The organism is Tolypothrix sp. FACHB-123, assembly GCF_014697075.1.
Taxonomy (GTDB): domain Bacteria; phylum Cyanobacteriota; class Cyanobacteriia; order Cyanobacteriales; family Nostocaceae; genus Aulosira.
Window position 1 is genome coordinate 18336 of sequence record NZ_JACJRE010000056.1, and the last position, 21135, is coordinate 39470.

15 protein-coding genes are annotated in these 21135 nt (G+C 40.6%); 13 read left to right on the top strand and 2 right to left on the bottom strand.

The annotated features are described in order from the left end of the window. Positions 1-161 precede the first annotated feature (161 nt). A complete protein-coding gene (locus H6G41_RS26975; protein ID WP_190750410.1) occupies positions 162-1502 on the top strand; it encodes a GTP-binding protein in 1341 nt (446 codons plus the stop codon). Between the two features lie 86 nt (positions 1503-1588). Next, positions 1589-2650, top strand: a complete 1062-nt coding sequence (fni, locus tag H6G41_RS26980; RefSeq protein ID WP_190750373.1) for a type 2 isopentenyl-diphosphate Delta-isomerase — start codon at positions 1589-1591, stop codon at positions 2648-2650. On the opposite strand, the gene H6G41_RS26985 is transcribed toward fni, so the two are convergent. After that, positions 2595-5339: a HEAT repeat domain-containing protein gene (locus tag H6G41_RS26985; protein WP_190750375.1), complete on the bottom strand. Its 2745-nt coding sequence runs from the start codon at positions 5337-5339 to the stop codon at positions 2595-2597. The two genes, fni and H6G41_RS26985, sit on opposite strands and share 56 nt — an antisense overlap. Before the next feature lie 842 nt (positions 5340-6181). Between H6G41_RS26985 and fusA the strand changes: the two genes are divergently transcribed. The 10 genes from fusA to H6G41_RS27035 all read left to right on the top strand — a co-directional run bounded on the left by fusA (position 6182) and on the right by H6G41_RS27035 (position 18122). Further along, entirely contained in the window at positions 6182-8194 is a 2013-nt protein-coding gene (fusA, locus tag H6G41_RS26990; RefSeq protein WP_190750377.1) for an elongation factor G, read from the top strand. Positions 8195-8291: 97 nt separating this feature from the next. Next, positions 8292-9788 (top strand): NAD(P)/FAD-dependent oxidoreductase, encoded by a 1497-nt coding sequence (locus H6G41_RS26995; RefSeq protein WP_190750379.1) that lies wholly within the window; start codon positions 8292-8294, stop codon positions 9786-9788. Between the two features lie 332 nt (positions 9789-10120). Then, positions 10121-10651, top strand: coding sequence for a pentapeptide repeat-containing protein (locus H6G41_RS27000; protein ID WP_190750381.1), 531 nt, complete (start codon positions 10121-10123; stop codon positions 10649-10651). A 206-nt stretch (positions 10652-10857) separates the two neighbouring features. Further along, positions 10858-11829, top strand: a complete 972-nt coding sequence (locus H6G41_RS27005) for a threo-3-hydroxy-L-aspartate ammonia-lyase (protein ID WP_190750412.1) — start codon at positions 10858-10860, stop codon at positions 11827-11829. A 351-nt stretch (positions 11830-12180) separates the two neighbouring features. Beyond that, positions 12181-12573 carry a hypothetical protein gene (locus H6G41_RS27010; RefSeq protein WP_190750383.1) on the top strand — a complete coding sequence of 131 codons (393 nt, stop codon included), beginning with the start codon at positions 12181-12183 and terminating at the stop codon, positions 12571-12573. A 156-nt stretch (positions 12574-12729) separates the two neighbouring features. Next, a complete protein-coding gene (locus tag H6G41_RS27015) occupies positions 12730-13323 on the top strand; it encodes a Uma2 family endonuclease (RefSeq protein ID WP_190750385.1) in 594 nt (197 codons plus the stop codon). Positions 13324-13698: 375 nt separating this feature from the next. Continuing rightward, the gene (locus tag H6G41_RS27020) at positions 13699-14289 is read left to right on the top strand and encodes a LemA family protein (protein WP_199316338.1); all 591 of its coding nucleotides are present in this window, start codon (positions 13699-13701) and stop codon (positions 14287-14289) included. 5 nt (positions 14290-14294) lie between these two features. Further along, positions 14295-16208: a M48 family metallopeptidase gene (locus tag H6G41_RS27025; RefSeq protein WP_190750387.1), complete on the top strand. Its 1914-nt coding sequence runs from the start codon at positions 14295-14297 to the stop codon at positions 16206-16208. A gap of 402 nt (positions 16209-16610) precedes the next feature. Next, on the top strand, positions 16611-16865 hold the full coding sequence (locus tag H6G41_RS27030; protein ID WP_190750389.1) for a hypothetical protein: 255 nt from the start codon (positions 16611-16613) through the stop codon (positions 16863-16865). Between the two features lie 3 nt (positions 16866-16868). Then, positions 16869-18122 carry a murein transglycosylase A gene (locus H6G41_RS27035; protein ID WP_190750416.1) on the top strand — a complete coding sequence of 418 codons (1254 nt, stop codon included), beginning with the start codon at positions 16869-16871 and terminating at the stop codon, positions 18120-18122. A 178-nt stretch (positions 18123-18300) separates the two neighbouring features. Here the strand turns inward: H6G41_RS27035 and H6G41_RS27040 are convergent, their stop codons facing one another. After that, the gene (locus H6G41_RS27040) at positions 18301-19170 is read right to left on the bottom strand and encodes a DUF5895 domain-containing protein (RefSeq protein WP_190750391.1); all 870 of its coding nucleotides are present in this window, start codon (positions 19168-19170) and stop codon (positions 18301-18303) included. Between the two features lie 997 nt (positions 19171-20167). Here H6G41_RS27040 and H6G41_RS27045 point away from each other — a divergent pair. After that, positions 20168-20830, top strand: coding sequence for a PAP/fibrillin family protein (locus tag H6G41_RS27045; protein ID WP_190750394.1), 663 nt, complete (start codon positions 20168-20170; stop codon positions 20828-20830). Positions 20831-21135 lie beyond the last annotated feature (305 nt).

Below are 21135 nucleotides of genomic sequence, written 5' to 3' on the forward strand. Positions count from 1 at the left end.
TCAATGAAGATTTGATGTGTTAGTGATTGAGCTACGCATCCTCTACGGGTATTAGTTTTAGCAATTTACTTTGTAAACTTTTATCACAAGCTGCGATAAGAATTTAGCGCAAAATAGAAATGTAATTTGTTCTCAATTTCACCTTGACTGAAGCTAACCCAGTGCGCAATTTGCAAGAAACTCATTTAAACCGTGCTCGTGCTAGTCTCCGACAAACCTTGTCTTGGTATGGATATCTTCGCAAGTCAGGACAACTTGCATCTAACCCAGAATTAGCGGGTTTGGTGAAGCCAGAATTAGAAGCTTTAAGTACTACACTCAACAAGTTAGACTCAAATGTAATTAGAATTGCTGCCTTTGGTTTGGTCAGTCGGGGCAAATCGGCAGTATTAAACGCTTTATTGGGGGATAAAATTCTCCAAACTGGCCCCCTCAATGGGGTAACGCAATGGCCGCGTTCTGTATGCTGGCAACCAGGAGGTAAAATACAAGTAGAATTAATTGATACTCCTGGACTAGATGAAATTGAGGGAGAATCACGGGCACAAATGGCGCGGGAAGTAGCGCGACAGGCAGATTTAATTTTATTTGTCGTCTCTGGGGATATTACCAGAACAGAGTATCAAGCATTACTAAAATTACGTCAATCACAAAAACCCCTAATTTTAGTATTTAACAAAATCGATTTGTACCCAGATACAGATAGGGCAGCGATTTACGAGAATTTACAGCAATTAGGAGCCGGACATCCCCAAGCCCAACCTTTATTACCCGATGAAATTGTCATGGTAGCGGCGGAACCAGCACCAATGGAAGTACGGGTAGAGTGGCCTGATGGTCGGGTAAGCTATGAATGGGAGACGCCACCTACCCAAGTAGACGAACTCAAACAGACAATTTTAAATATACTTAATCGGGAAGGGCGATCGCTCTTAGCTTTAAATGCACTCATCCAAGCTAGGGAAGCAGAAGCCGCGATCGCCCAAAAAACAGTTGATTTACGCGAACAAGAAGCGGAAAATATTATTTGGCAATTTACTAAGTATAAAGCTTTGGTAGTTGGGCTAAATCCCATTGCTGTTTTAGATATTTTAGGTGGTACCATTACTGATTTATTATTAATTCGCGCTCTAGCTAGGCTGTATGGTTTACCCATCACCAGCTATGAAGCCGGAAAAATCCTCAAAACGATTTTATTGAGTTCTGGCGGCTTATTACTCAGCGAATTAGGTACTAGTTTATTATTTGGCTTAGGTAAAAGTACAGCCGCCCTGACTAGCGGCGATAATCCTGTTAATATTACTGCTTCTTTCGGCAGTGCGATCGCTCAAGGTGGAATTGCCGGTTATGGAGCCTATGCTGTAGGTAAAGCCGCCCAAGTTTATCTGCAACAAGGCTGCACCTGGGGACAATTAGGCGCTAACACCGTCATCCAAGAAATTCTCTCCCAAGTCGAACCGAATACCATCGTCTATCGCCTGCGCCAGGAGTTAGGCGGGTGAAGGGAGCAGGGGTGACAAGGGAAGGAGGACAATTGTACAGACGCGATTCATCGCATCTCTGGCAAATGACAAATGACAAATGACAAATGACAACTAACAACGATACCAGCACCTCAGCACAAACTCAATCTCGCAAGGCGGAACATATTCGCATTTGCTTAGAAGAAGATGTTCAATGTCACGAAATTACCAATGGATTAGAACGCTATCGGTTTACTCATTGTTGTTTACCAGAAATTGACCGTAATGATATAGATATCAGTACCCAGTTTTTGGGTAAATCTCTGGGCGCACCGTTGTTAATTTCTTCCATGACGGGGGGAACTGAACAAGCAGCAATGATTAATCGGCGGTTAGCAGAAGTCGCCCAAGTTTATAAATTAGCGATGGGTGTTGGTTCCCAACGTGTCGCGGTGGAAAAACCCCAGGTAGCTGATACTTTTGCGATGCGTAAGTATGCGCCAGATGTGCTGTTATTTGCTAATTTGGGCGCTGTGCAACTTAACTATAAGTATGGTGTAGAGGAATGTTTGCGGGTAGTCGAGATTCTGGAAGCTGATGCTTTGATTTTGCACCTCAATCCTCTGCAAGAATGCATTCAATCTCGTGGGGATACTAATTTTCACGGACTACTTGATAAAATAGCAGATGTTTGCTTTAAAATGCCAGTACCAGTGATTGCTAAAGAAGTAGGTAATGGTATTTCCGCCGCAATGGCAGAGAAACTGCTAGCGGCTGGGGTAGCGGCGATTGATGTGGCTGGCGCTGGGGGTACTTCTTGGGCGAAGGTGGAAAGCGAACGGGCGGATAATATATTACAACGCCGCTTGGGTAGGACTTTTGCGGATTGGGGTTTACCTACAGCAGATTGTATTACAAATATTCGCGCGATCGCACCCGATGTGCCCTTGATTGCTTCTGGCGGGTTGCGTCATGGATTGGATGTCGCAAAAGCGATCGCTTTGGGTGCAGATATCGCTGGGTTAGCTATGCCATTTTTGCAAGCCGCTGTTGCTTCAGAAGCCGCACTAGTGGATTTAGTTGAGTTGTTAATTGCCGAAATCACCACAGTTTTATTCTGTACGGGGAATGCTAATTTAAATCAATTGCAGCATTCTGACAGTCTAGTGCAATCAAAGGCGATGTGAAATTATGTCCTAAGGCTTGGATGGCAGTTTGGCGTACATGAGAATCTTCATCTGCGATCGCCCGATTTTGCAGCATAACTATAATATCGGCGTCATTTTGAAAATTCTGCACTAACTCTTCTAAGGCGACACGGCGCACATTTGCATCTTCATCAACACTTGCACGGTGTTGCAAAAAGCTGATGGTGTCTGTGTCATGTGGAAAATTAAGCGCTAATTCTTGCAAGCTGGCGCTGCGTACATGCCAATTTTCATCAATAGTGGCGCGTTCTTTCAAGCAGCCAATAATATCAGGCTCATCTTGAAAGTTACGCGCTAATGCTGTAACTGCGGTGCATCGCATGTGCCAATTTTCATCAATGGTAGCGCGTTCTTTTAACCAATATTTGATCTTTAACTCATCTTTCCAAGTAGTAGCAATTACCGCCACTGCTTGCGTCTGAATTTCGGCAACTAGTTTAGTGCTATCCGCAGGAAATAAATATTCATAATAGTACAGTAAATCATATTGTGATAAAGTTTTTAACTGCTCAAGTAAATTATTAGCTATTGACGTAATTACCGCCCTATTTTTAACTTCTCCCAAGCACTTGGCGGCTAAAAATAAGTTGATAAATTTCTTGTTTGCTCCATTTTGAGCCATTAAAAACTCAATAATTACACCGACAAATGTGGCGTCAATCATGCCCGCAATCAGTCGCAATACTTCATGCCAAGATTCATCCTGCCAATATTTACCAAATACCTCAAATTTAAGTTGTTTAATAGAAAGTGTTTGCGTTTCTTTAAATTTCCATACAAATTCCCAAGCACAGAAATATTCTAAAAATGTGCGATGAACAAAGCCATAGCAATCTGCACCTAGAAAACATAACATAAAGTTGCGAGTTCGCAGTTGATTAATCAATATTTTGGCTTTATCTCTAGGATTACTGACTTCAATATTTTTCAAATATTCAGTAAAAATCTTCTCTAAATTTCTCGCACTTATCAAATTGCCAGCCAACCCTTGTTTACTGCTTTGCATACAATAAGCAACTTGTCTTAGCATCGCTTGTTTATCATAATAATCAATAGTTATGGGCGTATATCGCTCATTTGTAATTGCACGTTCTACATCCCATTTATACAGCAACAATTCTGAGGCCTTTTTATATAATTCGGCTCTATCTCTTGGTAGTTCTTGGTGACGATTAAGAACTGCCATTATCGTCAATAGCAGAGGATTACCTGCTAACTCAGTAATTGCTTTATAAGTTTTAATTGCTGTCTGCAATCTTTGTTTTCTTCTTAGTTTCTCCGTTTCTGAATTGAAAGTTAAATTATGCCAACGGTTAATAAAATCTTGAATTTGCTCGTTGCTTAAATCTTGCAACATAAAGTGGCGAAATTGTGCATCTCGTAAACGTTGGGGTTTATACCCAATCGTGCGCGAAGTCACAATTACCTGCACCTGAGGATACTCATTAGTAAAGCGATGGATAGCTGTAATTAAATCATCTCTTTGTCCAGTATCAAATACTTCATCTAAACCATCAAACATGACTAAAGCATTACCAGCTTTGAGTTGTGCTTGTAATTGATGCTGATTAAGGTGAGAAATCGCACCCGGACTTTGATGGAAAAACTCTAAAAAATTTTTACAGTTTCCTTCGTTATAATTCCTGATATAAGCACGTAACTCAATTAGTAAGGGAATCGGCGGTAGAGAACATCCTGATTTACCGAGTTTATCAACAGTTTTTTCTACCCAATCTAAGGCTAAATACTGCAATAATGTAGATTTACCTGAACCCGGATCGCCGAGAATGACTATATATTTATAAGTTTCTGGTTGATTGATAATTTCCAGCACCGAACGCATTGGCTGTTCTAGATAAGCTCGTTTATACAGTTCTAATTCTTCGGGAATAATTACTGCTGATTCTAGTTGCTGATTTTCTTGTAACCCCCGCAGATGTTCTTTAGGTAGTTCGTAAACTTGGGGTAATACTTGGTGTACTTCTCGCACATTAGGCGGAATAAATATCCGCCATAATCGTAGTTCATTATAAGCACAACCGCTACTATCTAAACTATCTAATTTTAAATTGATATAGCACTCGCGAATTGCTTCTTGATATTTTTGCAGGTCAAAATCTGGAATAATACCCGCGACTGCTTGTGTATTTTGCGCAATTGCTTTCAAATTACGGGTATTGAGTAACTCACGTAATTCTTCTGATTGAGCAAGAATCTGCTGACATTTTCTTAAGTAACGAGCCGTTACTAATTGCCAATTAAATTTAGCCGGTAAATTAGGTAAATACAGATAACGCCAAATACTTTCCAAGCTTTGATAATCTATCTCCTCACAATCAATGTCAAAACCTTTACTTAAGATTTCTTGCACAGACTTATTGTCAATAAACTGCTTTAGCGGTTCATACAATATACTGATATCTTCATCCGCTAGCTGGCGCAACTTTAATTCATCTTCTATCAATTGCAGAAACTCTCTAAGCGCTTTAGCAACAGCTTTCTGCATTTTATCTTGCTGCAATATTGTTGCTACCTTCTGCAATCTATTTTTCAGAAAATCCTTAGCATATTCTTTAGTTATGTCTTTAAAAAAGTCTTCATTGATAATAGACCTAACTAGCAAGCCTACAGCGTTTTTCGCTACCAAAGCAACTATCCATTCCAGCATAAAACTTTCGCCTATAATCGCTCTTGACTACGAGTATACACACCAGCGTTAGTAATTTTCTCTGATATTTAGGGGATTAAATAAATAATATTCCCTAAGAGATATATCACTTGCAAATACTCTTTACTTTATTCTTAAGATGTGGCGTTAGTAATATAAGTTCCAATCATTAAGGATATAAGTATTTAAATAATCGGGGTAATATAATCAACAAAAATAACTAGTGAAATAAACTATTTAAGTTTAAGTGGTTTTTATCTAAAAAATAACTTATACTCTAATTCTCCGCATTTTTTGGCATGAAGAATTTATATGTCAATACTTGTGTTTAAACTAAATTGATATTTGCGTGTGATAATTTTTCTCTACAAATTTATAATTTTTAGCAAAAACTAAAAATATGGTGATTTGGGAAAGCCGGAAATTTGCTATATGTATAAACATATTACAAAATGCCAGTATTTCTGGAGAAATAAATAGCTTTTGGTAGTCAATTAAGTATTTATTCCCTGAAAATATTAGTATTTTTAACGTAAAAAATACATAAGTTTTATTAACAAAAGCGGTGACATTTTTGTTTAATTTTGTCTGAAGTTCCATAATAGGACTGAGAGTCATCGAGAAAGGAATGGTTGACTATGTATCTAACCGATCTACCTCATCCCTCTAAATAAGTCTTGCAGCCTAACCTGATTTTTGCTACCTCATCATCCCTCGGCTTTCCCAGCAAGCAACCAGAGATTGTTTGCAATCCCAGTTACTTTGTAGTATGCTTGTAATACAAAATAGCCTTACTGCTGAGGCGGTAATAATTTGTTGCATCAATAATCAAGGAAGTTATTATGGTTCCCCGAGAACGCATCCGAAACATTGGTATTTCTGCTCACATCGACTCTGGTAAAACTACACTGTCAGAGCGCATTCTCTTCTATACAGGCAGAATCCATGCAATTGAAGAAGTAAGGGGAGGTGGCAAGGGTGCAACGATGGATTTTATGCCAGAAGAAAAATTACATGGTATTACCATCACTTCAGCCGCGACAACTTGTCAGTGGCACGATACACAAATTAATTTAATTGATACACCAGGACATGTTGATTTTACGATAGAAGTGGAGCGTGCCCTGCGGGTATTGGATGGGGCGGTAATGGTGTTGTGTGCGGTGGCGGGGGTGCAATCCCAATCGATTACTGTGGATCGCCAGATGAAGCGCTATCGCGTACCCCGGATTGCATTTATCAACAAAATGGATCGCATCGGTGCAAATCCATTTCGGGTGGTGCAAGCTATGCGCGATCGCTTGCAGTTGAATGCCATACTACTTCAATATCCCATTGGTAGCGAAGATCAATTTCAAGGGGTAATTGACCTAATTGAAATGGAAGCTTCCTATTTTGAAGGCGAAAACGGCGAAAATTGGGTGAAACAGTCAATTCCTGACGCCCTTGTAGAAGAAGCGCAGCAAGCCAGAGAAAAGCTGCTGGATGCTTTGTCATTCTTCTCTGAATCGATGACAGAGATGTTATTGGAAGGTAAGGAAGTTCCCAAAGAATTAATTTGGCAAACTATTCGCCAAGCTACCTTAACCTTGCAACTAACACCAGTATTGCTGGGTTCAGCATTCAAAAATAAAGGCGTGCAAAATTTATTAGATGCGATCGCCTATTATCTCCCATCGCCAGTAGATCGGGAAATCGTCAAAACTGTAGAGTCTGTTAGCTTGTACCCCAATCCTGACGATCCTTTAGTGGCGTTAGCCTTTAAACTCACTGTAGAATCCTTTGGGCAGTTAACCTACACCCGAATTTATTCCGGGACATTAAAACAGGGCGATACTGTTTACAACGCCCGTACTCAACAACGGGTGCAAATTGGGCGCTTAGTGAGAATGCACGCCAACAAGCGCGAAGAGGTGAAAGCTGCGGAAGCTGGGGATATTATCGCCCTGCTGGGTATCGATTGTGCCTCTGGTGATACCTTTTATTCTGGAGAAACACTAGTATCTTTAGAAAAAATGTATGTGCCAGAGCCAGTAATTACACTGGCAGTCACGCCGAAAAAACAAGAAGATAGCGATCGCCTTTCTAAAGCTCTCAACCGCTTCCAAAAAGAAGATCCCACCTTTAAGTTGAGTATAGATCCCGAATCAGGGGCGACTCTGATTTCTGGGATGGGGGAACTGCATTTAGAAATCTACTTAGAGCGCATTCAACGGGAATATAACACGGAGGTATATGTTGGTAAACCCGCAGTTGCCTATCGGGAAACAATTGGTCAAAAAGCATACTTTGATTATCGACTGAGAAAACAAAGCGGTGGTTCTGGACAATACGCCCATGTCAGTGGTTGGATTGAACCCACAGAAGAACTCTTTGTATTTGAAAACCGAGTAGTTGGCGGTGCAATTCCCAAAGAATATATTCCTGGTTGCGAAAAAGGTTTCCGCGAAGCTATGCAATCCGGGCCTTTAGAAGGTTATCCTGTCACCGGGGTAAAAGTCGTTCTCGAAAGCGGTTCCTATCACTCGGTGGATTCGTCAGAATTGGCTTTTCGTTCAGCTTCCCATCAAGCCTTAGAAGAAGCGATTAGCAAAGCCAAAGCCTATATTCTCGAACCAATTATGCTTGTAGAAGTGGAAACACCCAACGAGTATTTAGGTAGAGTTCAAGGCGATATCTCTTCCCGTCGCGGTTTGCTGTTGGGTTCCCAAACTATGCAAACATACTCAGTGATTCGAGCGGAAGTACCCCTAGCGCGGATGTTTGGCTATTCTACAGACTTGCGATCGCAAACTGCGGGAATGGCAACTTTCACAATGGAATTTGCCTGTTACAGACAAGCTAGTAACCAATAGTTGATATAACAAGAAGGTAGACAATATTGTTTACCTTTTTGTTAATTTCCGGAGTTTTTACTACTGCGGTAAAAATGCCAACTTATCTTGCTTGCGTATGAATATTCCCCAAAGTCAATCAATAGCAGATGGGTTCACAGATACATCCATCAACAAAATCTACGATGTTATCATAGTTGGTGCTGGCCCTATTGGTTTAGCTACTGCTGTTGGTTTACGCAAACGTGGTATTGACAATATTCTCGTCATAGACCAAACTCGTGCTTTTCGTCAAGTTGGTCAGGTTGTGGATCTTCTGCCTAACGGATTAAAAGCTCTAAAATATTTAGATGAGCGCGCATATCAAGCAGTCAAAACAGCGAGTCTGACTTTCACTAATTACCAGCCTTCTGAAGAAGAGAAAACCACCGCAGTCATTGAACCAAAACTTCCCAAACCTTCACTAGAATGGGCTTCAAAAAACTTTCAGGGGCAGAAAATTCGCGCAATTCCTTTGAGTTTTGATGTTTGGTTTAGTGAGTATGGCGAAGGTCGAGTTTCCATTTCTTGGTATAATTTACAAAGTGCCTTAAGGCAACTACTTCCAGAAGACCAGGTTAAACCGAATCACCGTTGTATTAATGTAGTAGATGAGCCAGAATTAGGCTGCATTCGCATCGATTGCGTTAGTAGTGCGAGTGTTGAGGCTAATCCCTATGCATATTGGTCAGATCAACAAAATAATCATGATACCCAGTCTCAAAATTCAGACAGTGCGCCTCAACCATCACTGACAAAATCATTCCGCGCTAAGTTAATTGTTGCCGCAGACGGCATTAACTCTACAGTGCGTAAGATACTTTATGCTGATAGCTCTAACCTAGCTTTTGCCACACCAGAATATTCTGGGTTTGCGGCAATATCTTGTCGAGAAATACCCGATATTCCCCAGGAAGTGCGATCGCATATTGAAGAAAAATTTTTGGCTGGCTCGCCAATTATTACAGTAGCTAACTATGATCTGAGCAATCGCGCTTTTAGCGAAACGCCCAGAATGTTGTTAATGAATAGACAAAGTATGGGCTATTTACTGCATGTAGCTGTACCTTTGGAGTCAGTGTCAGGGAAGTCTGGTAGTGATTTGCATAACTTAGGGCTGCAAGAGTTAGAAAAAGCTGGATTTCCCCAGGTACTACAAGAATTAGTGGAATTATCTCCACCAGAAAATATTTTGCAACGTCCTTATTACATTCATCGTGCTGCTATAGATGAAACCATCTTACCAAGTTGGAGTGCAGGACGAGTTGTATTAGTTGGTGATGCCGCACATGGTATGCCTCCTTTTATGGCTCAAGGAGCTAATCAAGGATTAGAAGATGCAATGATAATGACAACATTAATTACTAATATTGCTCAAGAAAATCATTGGGATAACCAGCAAGCCATAGCCTCAGCTTTCGATAAATATGAACGTCTTCGTCGCCCGTTTATGGAATATATTCAACAGGCAACATTAACCCAATTTCCCAACTCTTCAAACCAAGCCTGGCAAGAATATAGTAACAAAGTCTACAGCCGCAACTTTGAGGAAATAACTTCGGAATTATTAGTTTAATTTACATATAGCAATCCTAAATCATTTGTGAAATTTATTAATTCTCATTTTTTCTCTTTTCCTTGGCGTACTTGGCGACTTGGCGGTTCATTAGAAAAATATTTTCACAACTCAGATGGGATTGCTATATTTAGGTGTAACCGTTTCATTATTGCTTTGGAAATGCCTACTATCCAAGGTATGAAATCAAATAATAACCTTAGCTAGTGATAAGAAAAAAATCTGCTAGATATGATAGTTTAAGCGTATTTTTCAAGCCTCTGTTGCCAAGGCTAAGTCATAAATTAATTGCCGTGACTTTCAACGTAACAAAAATAAGTGGAGCATAATCTATGCAGGCAGATGAACTCCTAAAAAACTATGCCGCAGGTACAAGAGACTTTACGGGTATTAACCTCAGCGAAGCAAATTTGCGAGAAGTGAATCTCAGTGGTGCAATTTTCGATAGAGCAATTTTAGATGGTGCAAATCTGAGTCATGCAAATTTAAGCCACACTAGCTTAGTTAAGGCAGATTTAAACGGAGCAAATTTGAGTGATGCTAACCTCACTGGGAGTAATTTAACTGGTGCAATTTTAGATGGCGCAATTTTAGATGGTGCTGTTTTAGATAGCGCAAATTTGAGTCATGCTGATTTAACTGTCGCCAAATTAATTGAAGCCAATCTCAGCGAAGCAGAGTTAACTGACGCCACTTTAATTGCGGCAAATCTAGATAAGGCTGATTTGAGCGGTGCAGACTTAACAGTAGCCGATTTGACTCAGGCGAATTTGGCGCAAGCAGACTTAAATGCAGCCAATTTAAGCGGCGCTAATTTAGAAAAAGCGAATTTGGAAGGCACCATTTTGGATGAGAATAGTTAAATTAGTTTTTTGTCCTTTGTTATAGCAATTCAACAAAGATTTGCGGTATATTAATTAGTTTTGCTTTAGCAAAGTGTCGTCTAAACAGCAGCATTCATTCCAGAATAGGAATTGACAAAAAGATGCCAAGCACTAAATATTGGGTGCTTGGCATAAATACTATTTCCGATAAAAATAATAAGCGAGAATATTTCATCCTCCCAGCAATGCTACAGGAAAACTCGCTCACCATTACTGATGTACAAGCTGCTTACAATCGGCTTTTCGGGATTGCCCACCAAACGCCAGTGCTAACTTCGAGAACAGTTAATGAACTAACTCACAGTCAGGTATTTTTTAAATGCGAAAACTTTCAACGTACAGGGGCTTTTAAGTTTAGAGGCGCATATAATGCATTAACACAGTTATCTGCAACCCAAAAACAACAAGGGGTGATTACTTTTTCATCGGGGAATCATGCACAGGCGATCGCACTGGCGGGACAATTACTCAATATCCCCACAACTATTGTCATGCCCGATGATGCACCAGCAGTCAAGCAAACAGCTACTCGCGGTTATGGAGCGGAAGTCATTCTCTACAATCGACACAATACTAACCGAGAAGAACTAACCCAAAGTTTAGCCAGCGATCGCAACTTGAAACTCATTCCCCCTTACGATCATCCTCATATCATCGCCGGACAAGGTACAACCGCTTTAGAATTAATCCAAGAAGTAGGCGAACTCGACTTTTTATTAGTACCTTGCGGTGGTGGTGGTTTACTCTCCGGATGTGCGATCACTACTAAAGCACTCTCACCAAAATGTCGGGTAATCGGCGTTGAACCAGAATTAGCCGATGATGCTACCCGTTCCTTTTACAGCAAAACTCTGCAAACTGTCCATAACCCCAATACAATTGCTGATGGCGCACGTACTCCCAGCTTGGGGAAAATTACTTTTCCCTTAGTCCTCAATTACGTTGATGATATGGTCAAAGTATCAGAATCAGCAATTATCCGCACCATGTTTTTTCTTTGGGAACGCTTGAAAATTGTTGTTGAACCCACAGGAGTACTAGCCGCAGCCGCCGTACTAGAAGGTGTCGTAACCGTCCCAGTGACGAGAATTGGGATTATTATTAGTGGTGGAAATGTGGATTTAACGCAAATTTGTACAATGAAAATATTGAATTGAATTCTGTTTTTAACCAAGAGATATAGCAATTTTATTTGATTGATAGACACAAAAAATCGAGTAGCTAGGATAAATCCTTGTAACTCATTTAGGATGGCTATGAGCTTGTAATTAAGTTGCCAAAATGATACCAATTTGAAAAAATAAGGCGACAAATGGTAGGGGCATGTTACTGCCATGCCCTCTAGAATATATTGATGTTTTCATCATGACAATCACATTGCTGGAATACAACTCAAAACCTGGATTTTATCCTCACAACCTAGAAATGTATTTGTGAATTCATTTGCTTGGCATTAAATTCTATTAAAATAAAGCTGAAACTATATGTACAAAAATTTTTAACAACCCATGTCGGCTAAGAAACTAGAAATTTTAATTAAAAAAGCAGTAAAGAAGGCGCTTAAAAAAGAAATAGGCAAGCTAACAAAGGAAAATCTACCGATTGTCGTTAATCAAACTAATCAGCCATTAGACAATTTTGTAGAAACTTTGGATACATGGGAAGAAAAACGTCCTACAGAAGAAATTATTGATAATATATATCCTGCTCGTTATGTCAGTTTACCTGCCAAAGAAGATGCAGAACTTGAGCGGAAGTTACGAGAACTAAAGTTTAAACAAGAACTAAGAAAAGATTGGATATTATTCTTGTTAAAAGATGTAATAGTATATTCTGTTACTGTGTTTTTTATATTCACCGCTGCTGGTTTTTATTTATTCACACTAATTCAGAGATATTAAGTTGCTTATTATATCCTGTACTCAGAGTTATACTTATGGTAAGTAATCAATCATAAAATATCATTTTCCTATGGAATGAAAATATCAAGGTCGCCATTCAGGATTATCTTCTTATTGCAGTAGGGTATGGCAATCTATAGATAAAACCAACAAACTATGACTCCCCAAATTCTAGATAAATTTACTACCCTCCCAGAACAGCGCTTTCTATTACCTGGCTATTACAGTTGGGAGGAATTTGAGAAGATTGAAGCGTTAACAGCAGATGCGCCAGGTTTGCGGATTACTTTTCTTGACGGGTGTATAGAATTTATGACTCTCGGTGAAGAACATGAAGCTATCAAAAGTGTGATTGCTATATTTATAGCACTATACTTTTTTGAAAAAGGTATAAATTTTATCCCTGTAGGTAGTGCTACCCGTCGAGCAAAGGAAAAGAGTGCTTCTTTTGAACCTGATGAATCTTATTATATAGGTGAGAAAAAAGAGCATCCTGATTTAGCTATTGAAGTTAATATTACTAGTGGCAGTCTCGATAAACTAGAAAAATATAAGAGATTTAAAATTACTGAAGTCTGGTTTTGGGAAAATAATCAGTTATTTTTATATGGACTAAATAATGATAACTATGAACAAATTACTCAAAGTAATTTACTGCCAGAATTAGATATCAATTTATTAGTACGTTGTGTTTTGATGCCTTCAATTATTGAAGCTAGAACAGAGTTTATTAAAGGAATTAGGCAGTAATTTAGCTATCTTCAAATCTCTGTGTTCTCTGTCTTGAAAAGTTCTGATGCCTTCGGCAACACCTTCGGTGTACGGAGGAAACCTCCGCTCAGACTTTTCGCTGCGCCTCTGTGGTTAGATGAATGATAAACCTCTCCAGAGACGGGAGACACAGAATAATGCGATCGCCTACAGCAACATCAATATCAGTAAATATTCGTAATTAATTATACAGGCGACGAAGCAAACTTGCGGAAAGTAGACTCTTTGATATATCCAGAAAAACTTGACTGGATATAACGGCTACTTTGATGGGTAACTCTGCAAACAACTATTTTTGCTTGCTTGTCAGGTGTTGCATTTCTCCATTCGCAAGTTTTTTGGAACTTTAAAAATATGATCGGTTTTTTAATATTTTTGGTTGTTGTAGTTGCCACTGTGGTTGTAATTATCATTAGTAGCTACAACGATTTAGTGAAGTTTCGCAATCGCTATAAGAATGCTTACGCCCAAATTGATGTGCAATTACAGCGGCGCTATGACTTAATTCCCAATTTGGTGGAAACTGCTAAAGGTTACATGAAATATGAGCGCGAAACCTTAGAAGCAGTAATTGCAGCACGGAATTCTGCGGTAAATGCTAGCAGTCGCGCAATGCAAAATCCTGGCGATCCACAAGCGATGCAGCAATTAGGTAATGCTGAGGCGGCGTTGACGGGTGCGTTAAGTCGCTTGATGGTACTTTCGGAAGCTTACCCAGAACTCAAAGCTGATAGCGCCATGACTCAGGTGATGGAAGAATTATCTTCGACGGAAAACCGAATTGCTTTTGCGCGTCAGGCTTTTAATGATGCTGTGACACTCTACAACACCAAAAGCGAATCGTTCCCCAGTAATTTAATAGCCCGCAATTTTAACTTTACTAATGCTGAATTACTCCAAGAAGCGACACCAGAAATGAAAACTGCTCCCCGCGTGTCTTTTTAGTGTCTATGAATTTCTTTGAACATCAGGATATAGCACGCCAAAACACGCAAAAGTTAATTGGGTTATTTGCTTTGTCGATCGCAGTCATGGTTGTAGCAATTTATATTGCTATGTTGTTTGTGTTGCGCATGGCTCCCAGGATTTGGTGGCATTCTGGCTTATTTTTCTGGGTAGCCACTCTCACCATAATTGCGATCGCGCTTGCTAGTACTTATAAAATCTTCTGTCTGCGTGAGGGAGGTAGCATGATTGCGCAGCAGTTGGGGGGACAGCTACTAATACCAGAAATGGCAGACGAACAAGGGCGACAATTATTAAATATAGTCGAGGAAATGGCGATCGCATCTGGTATTTCTGTCCCCGCAGTTTATCTGTTGGAATCAGAATCTGGTATCAACGCCTTTGCTGCTGGGTTTACACCTAACGATGCGGTAATTGGCGTTACCCGTGGTAGTTTGCAACACCTGAACCGGGATGAATTACAAGGAGTCATCGGCCATGAATTCAGCCACATTCTTAACGGAGATATGCGGCTGAATTTGCGCTTAATGGGGCTTTTACACGGGATTTTATTTATTTACTTAGCCGGGGAATTTCTGTGGCGCTGGCGTGTGCGCGGTTCTAGCGAAGAAAAAGGTTTACCCCTGTGGGCGTTTGGTTTAGCATTAATGGCTATTGGCAGTATTGGGTTATTGTGCGGACGCTTAATTAAAGCTGCTGTCTCTCGTCAGCGAGAATTTTTGGCTGATGCTTCAGCAGTACAATTTACTCGTAACCCTTTAGGAATTACCGGAGTTTTTGTAAAACTTCAACAGATGGATTCGCGTTTAATTGCTCCCGGAGCAGAAGCCGCCAGCCACATGTTTTTTGGCAATGCGCTCAAGCTGGAATTTTGGGAAGATATGTTTGCTACCCATCCACCCTTAACAGAACGCATCCGCCGAATTGGGAGTTTAAACCCCCAAGATTTAGCCAAAATGCGATCGCCAATGCGTCATCAAAGTCATGGGGATGGGCTAGCAATGGGCTTTGCTGGTGGTGGAAATCATACCGCCATTACACCAGAACAAATAGTTAACCAAGTGGGAAGCGTTGCGCCTGAGCATTTCGCCCATGCTCAAGCCTTATTAGCTCAGTTACCAGAAAGCTTACGTATGGGGGTAAAGGAACAGCAAAGCGCAACTGCGATCGCTTTTGCCTTAGCCTTAGAACTCGAAAATTCCGAAATTCAAGAACGGCAAATAACTTGGTTAAAACAAGTCCAACCACCGGAATTAATCGAGAAAACCCTGGAATTTAGCAACGAAATCAATCAATTAGATCCCAGCTTGCGTTTACCTCTGGTCGATTTGATGATACCCACATTCCGGCAAACTTCCGCGAAAGAATGCCAAAGATTGTGTAAATGCGTCCAAGGAATCATTATTGCTAGGGGAAGTCTATCATTATGGAATTTTGTGTTGCAGCTAGTACTGTGGCATCGACTCGAACCTTGTATAAATCCCACGGCACACACAACAGTAGAATTCACATCTATAGACCAGATTTGGTCAGATAGCATACTAGTACTGTCAGCATTAGCCAGAGTCGGACAAACTCAACCCGATGAAATTGCCTATGCTTTCCGTTCAGGGGTTTTTCGCCTTCCCGGAGCCGGACAGCAAGAAACACCAGATACACCAGTTAATGGTAGCTTTACTGATATCAAAAAAAGTATCGATCGCCTGCGCCTTGCAACTCCCAAACTCAAACAAGCCCTGGTGGATGCCTGTGCCCACACCGTTTTACTAGATAATAAAGTGACACCATCAGAAGCAGATTTGCTCAGAGCGATCGCTATGACACTAGACTGTCCCATACCCCCCTTCTTAAACTCTCAACGCGGCTTTCCCAAAGCCAAGTTAGGGGCTAGAGGCTAGGGACTAGGAAAAATATACTTTTTAGCCCACAGAGGTGGGCTTTGTTTTTATAGCCTCAGGCATTGGGCTTTTTTAATTCTCCCCCTGTTCAATTTTCTGGGAACCGTATCCGGGTAAGCCACCGTCATAGCCGAAAGTAAGCTAATGCGCATCTAAATTGCATAAATACTAATAAGGGTTGTTAATAGTCAACACTTCGACAGGCTCAGTGCGGCGCGGTCAACGGTCAACAGTCAACAACCCTCACAATGGATTGTGCAACTTAAAAGCAGAAGTAGAGAGTGTTGAGCGATGAACTCAAAACTCTCCAGAATATCTGTAATGCTACCGTATAGTTCCCCTTCTCATTCTGGGATATGGTGGTTAACAATGGGTTGAATGTGTTTTAAATAATTCAACTTTATGCCTAGAACTCCGAATGAATACTCAGTTCACCTTCTACTAGAAAGTGGTCACCGCGAAGAAGTACGTTTTCCGACTATTCAAGAGTTTCAGAAGTGGTATAGTGGCGAACTGGTGCCAAAGTCTGCTTCTAATGACTTTATTAGCGTGCCGATCAAGAATATTCAAGGGGAGTATATGGTAGTACGCCCAGCTCGGATTATTGCGATCCGAGTAGAACCGATTTTTAGCTCTAGTGTTGAAAGATTTGGCTAAATGATGAGAAAAACCCTTGCCTTGTGCTCCTTAAGTCTAGGACTTGCCTTTGTCAATGCCCTCTGGTCAGCTGTAGCTCAGGTTCCTGATTTACCTGCGCCAGTACAACCAACGCCAGTGGTACCTATCCCCGTACCACCTGCACCTGAGGTACAGCCAGCACTTAAACCTGTAGACTTAGGAAGCGGTTGTACCCCAAAGTCTGCTTGTTTGGGTTGGGATGAGCAAATTTGGGGTAGTAGGGGTAAACGCGGCGATCGCCAAGCGCTGTTAAAAGCGATTGATCATAGTCTCAGTTATTTACAAAGGGATAGGGCGATCGCTATTTATCAACAATATCCAATTCCAGAAATTACATTGGATCGGGTACGTCGCAGCTTATTACGCTTTCGTCAGTTAGTAGTTCAATCTAAGTCGCCCGCACAACTGCAAGCTGCTGTTAAGCGAGAGTTTACCTTTTACCAATCTGTAGGCAATGATGGCAAGGGTACTGTTAAATTTACTGCTTATTATGAGCCTGTTTATACAGCCAGTCGTGTAAGGACTGCTCAATATAAATATCCCCTATATCGCTTACCACCAGACTTTGATAAATGGGCTAAACCGCACCCAAAACGCATTGAATTAGAAGGACAAGACGGTTTATTGGGCGATAAAAGCCAGTTACGCGGTTTAGAAATGTTATGGTTCCGCGATCGCCTCGACGCATACATGGTTCACATCCAAGGTTCTGCCCAAATTCAGTTAACCGATGGTAAAAAAACATCGATTGGTTATGCAGGTGGTACAGATTACCCTTGGACAAGTATCGGTAGAGAACTGGCGAAGGACGGTAAATTACCACTAGATGGATTAACGCTACCAAAGTTAATTAGTTTCTTTAAGCAATCTCCCCAAGAGTTAAATAACTATTTGCCACGTTGGGAACGGTTTATTTTCTTTAAGGAAACCAGCGGTACGCCAGCCACAGGTAGTATTAATGTACCTGTAACACCAGAGCGTTCCATTGCTACCGATAAATCTCTTATGCCTCCTGGTGCGTTAGCCTTAGTTCATACATCTCTTCCCTATCCTAATAAATCGGGTAGGCTAGAGTATCGCCGAGTCAGCCGCTTTGTCTTAGATCAAGACACAGGTAGCGCCATCAAAGGCCCGGGTCGAGTAGATTATTTTATGGGAACCGGCAAACTAGCAGGCGATCGCGCTGGCATTACAGGCGGTAACGGTTCATTATATTATTTATTACTCAAAGAATAGGGCATTGGGCATTGGGCATGGGGCATTGGGCAATTCAATTTTGAATTTTGGATTTGCGATAGCGCAGCGTTAGCGAGTCCGCGAGCGTCTTTTGGATTGGGTTTGAATCTAAAATCTAAAATCTAAAATCTAAAATTCCTTGTCTCCCCTGCTCCCTGCTCCCTACCCTCCCTGCTTCTTAATAGGGCGGATAACCAAAATCATCCTCATCAGCGTAAATGTAAGAACTAGAAACACCCGCCATTTCTATCTTAGGTGTTTCTATTTTCACGGCTTCCTTACCAAATTCTTTGTAATCTTCAAAAGCCTTACAAATTATTGCAGACTCAGGTGCATCAGAAGCTATAAGATATTGTGTTAATGTTGTCACTGTTGGATGTTTAAAATCCACAGTAGAAGCCACTAGTACTGTATTAGGTTCAATGCCCCTTTCTTCACTTTCAATTATGGGTGAAAAAATTCCGTGAGCATGAAATAACGGGCCTTTTGGCGTAACAGGTTGCTTTCTGTATCCAGCATAAGCTCTTTCCAATTCAGCAACGAAACCGCTTATAACCTTACCTTGTTGATATTCACAATAGGTTTTACTAAAACTTGCTCCTGCTGCACCATTTAAAGTTAATTGCAATGGTGTGTGATGCAAGAATTTTTTATCTTCTCCAACTATAAAAATTAAATAGCGTGTAAAAGTTTTAAATTTAAGCTTATCTGCTAAAAAAGCATCGTAATTATCTTTAAGCGTACCTAGTTTCAGACCAGTTTCTCTATCTTTAACCGATAACGGGCCGCGCCGCACTATCACTAAATTGGGAGTAGGAGTAATAAATATAGTTTCCACTCCAGAGCTAAATTCATGCTCTACCTGTTGCCAATTATCATCTGGTTGAAAGCCTACAGCCTGTGCATTATCAAGTTTAATTGCTAAACCGTAAGATTGTATACCATCTGTGCCATACCGAGGATTAATCATCTGACACCAGGGGATGACTTGAGAAGGCGGTGCATTAAATTTTTCGTCTTCAAAGTCGAACTTAGCAGATGCTTTCATCGTTTTGGGCTATCGAAGTGGTTTGCTAAACAAGTGTATCAGTAGTCAACAGTCAATGGTCAATTGTCAATTGTCAGTAGTCAGTTTTAATTCTTAGCTTTACCGCGTCTGTTTGTCCTCCTTGTCTTGCTTTCCTGGTGTATGATGATTTGCGCCAGCGGTAATACTTTTGTATCATTCTTTGGGAATCTTGGACAGATCCTAAAGGGGATTTTCACAATTGCTGAGTTTGTTCTTGTTGTGCTGGCGTAAGTATGTTTACCAAAAAACTAGATCTAAAGCCGCGTCAACTTCTTAAGCTTCAGTGCATTGCTTCTAGGATGGCTTTTGTTGTTGTAGTTTATGAATCAGTTTTGAATCAGCTAATTCATGGGAATTGAGATATGTGCAACTTCACATTAAATTGTTATTAGGACTTGAGTACTGCATTTACTTATTGACATCCTCCCACCACTGATTCGGAGTACCGAATGCAGTGTGGTATTAAAACAAATGCGTAAACGTAGCCCAACCTAGGCATCGCCAAAAACAACAAAGCCTAGCTACACAGAGGCTTATTGTTAAACATCGCCATTTTTGAGCCAGCAATATATCTTTTTACTTGCGGAAAACACTAAAATGAGTGCGTGATTTACCGAAATGAGAACTTGTTAAGGCTTAACGAGAAGGTGAAATGGTATTTCATCTGCGGAAAACACCAAAATGAGAACTTGTTAAGGCTTAACGAGAAGGTAAAATGGCTTTTTGCTTACTAAAAACCTATAAATGAGTACTTGATTTCGATAAATAAAAAGGCGATCGCTCTTTTTGTTTACACAAAATACATAAATGAGTACTGAATATGTGTAAATAATAAAGCTGGTGCATTTTGCGCATACATGAAGATAACCCGCAAATGCAATCGCCTGAGGGCGAAATATTTTAAAATTGAACAGGGACGAGAAAACTTCAGCCCCAAATGCGGTCGCTGCAATTAAAGTTGTAATTTCGCTTGTTGATGGTAGAATCCTTGGAAAATCGACTCTTAGTGAAAGAAAAATTACAAGCCAAGCTAGAGCAGCTGCAAACTAAAAGCAAAGGCTCACCTGTTACTAATTTAAAGCTAGACCAAGCCGTAGCCGCAGAAGTTGAACAACTGACGGTGGAACTCGAAAGCCTCAATCCCAATCCTTCGCCCCTTCTCTATGCTACTGGGTTGTTGAATGGTGCTTGGCAATTGCAATACTCCACTGCAAGAGAAATTCGCGCTTTAGATTCATTGCCCTTTGGTTTAAAGGTAGGTACAGTTTATCAAGTAATTGATGTTGCCAATAAAGCGTTTTTTAATCTCGCTAATGTGAAACATCCTCTGGGGGTAATTTCTGGCTTTGTCAAAGTCACCGCTAGCTTTGAACCAGCACCGGAAGATGTATCGCCACCAGCAAATAAACGCATCAATGTTTATTTTGATAAGCGTTACTTAGCAATTGAAAAAATTGTGGGGATTAATACGCCTAAACTCAATCCATTTAAGGTAGTTTCCGCCAATAATCCGCAAAATCGAGTTGCTAGCCTTGACATTACCTACCTGGATGAAACCTTGAGAATCGGTAGGGGTGGCGATGGGAGTTTATTTGTTTTGCGTAAGGCTGATGATTTTGTTGATACTATCAAATCTTAATGAGTTATGTACATTTACTATATCTAGATTTGCTAATTCCCGTCATTCCGCCAAGAACTGAAGTTCTTGGCTAATAGCATAAGTCCACTTAAGTGGACTGAAATCATTTAGTCTACTAAAGTAGACTTTATTTATTAGCCTGGAATTGATTCCCAGGCTTTTTAGCGGGGAAGCACGATCAGATTTGCTAAATGTGACTAATAAATATGCTTCAACCTGTGGGCGATATATCGGGTAGGCGATTTGTCAAAATATCAAAATTTCTGACTCACCCGACAAACCGCCGTCACCCTCAAGGGTGCGGC

Coding starts and splice junctions, on each gene's coding strand:
- fni (WP_190750373.1), top strand. CDS start 1,589: ATGACAACTAACAACGATACCAGCACCTCAGCACAAACTCAATCTCGC.
- H6G41_RS26985 (WP_190750375.1), bottom strand. CDS start 5,339: ATGCTGGAATGGATAGTTGCTTTGGTAGCGAAAAACGCTGTAGGCTTG.
- fusA (WP_190750377.1), top strand. CDS start 6,182: ATGGTTCCCCGAGAACGCATCCGAAACATTGGTATTTCTGCTCACATC.
- H6G41_RS26995 (WP_190750379.1), top strand. CDS start 8,292: ATGAATATTCCCCAAAGTCAATCAATAGCAGATGGGTTCACAGATACA.
- H6G41_RS27000 (WP_190750381.1), top strand. CDS start 10,121: ATGCAGGCAGATGAACTCCTAAAAAACTATGCCGCAGGTACAAGAGAC.
- H6G41_RS27005 (WP_190750412.1), top strand. CDS start 10,858: ATGCTACAGGAAAACTCGCTCACCATTACTGATGTACAAGCTGCTTAC.
- H6G41_RS27010 (WP_190750383.1), top strand. CDS start 12,181: ATGTCGGCTAAGAAACTAGAAATTTTAATTAAAAAAGCAGTAAAGAAG.
- H6G41_RS27015 (WP_190750385.1), top strand. CDS start 12,730: ATGACTCCCCAAATTCTAGATAAATTTACTACCCTCCCAGAACAGCGC.
- H6G41_RS27020 (WP_199316338.1), top strand. CDS start 13,699: ATGATCGGTTTTTTAATATTTTTGGTTGTTGTAGTTGCCACTGTGGTT.
- H6G41_RS27025 (WP_190750387.1), top strand. CDS start 14,295: ATGAATTTCTTTGAACATCAGGATATAGCACGCCAAAACACGCAAAAG.
- H6G41_RS27030 (WP_190750389.1), top strand. CDS start 16,611: ATGCCTAGAACTCCGAATGAATACTCAGTTCACCTTCTACTAGAAAGT.
- H6G41_RS27035 (WP_190750416.1), top strand. CDS start 16,869: ATGAGAAAAACCCTTGCCTTGTGCTCCTTAAGTCTAGGACTTGCCTTT.
- H6G41_RS27040 (WP_190750391.1), bottom strand. CDS start 19,170: ATGAAAGCATCTGCTAAGTTCGACTTTGAAGACGAAAAATTTAATGCA.
- H6G41_RS27045 (WP_190750394.1), top strand. CDS start 20,168: ATGGTAGAATCCTTGGAAAATCGACTCTTAGTGAAAGAAAAATTACAA.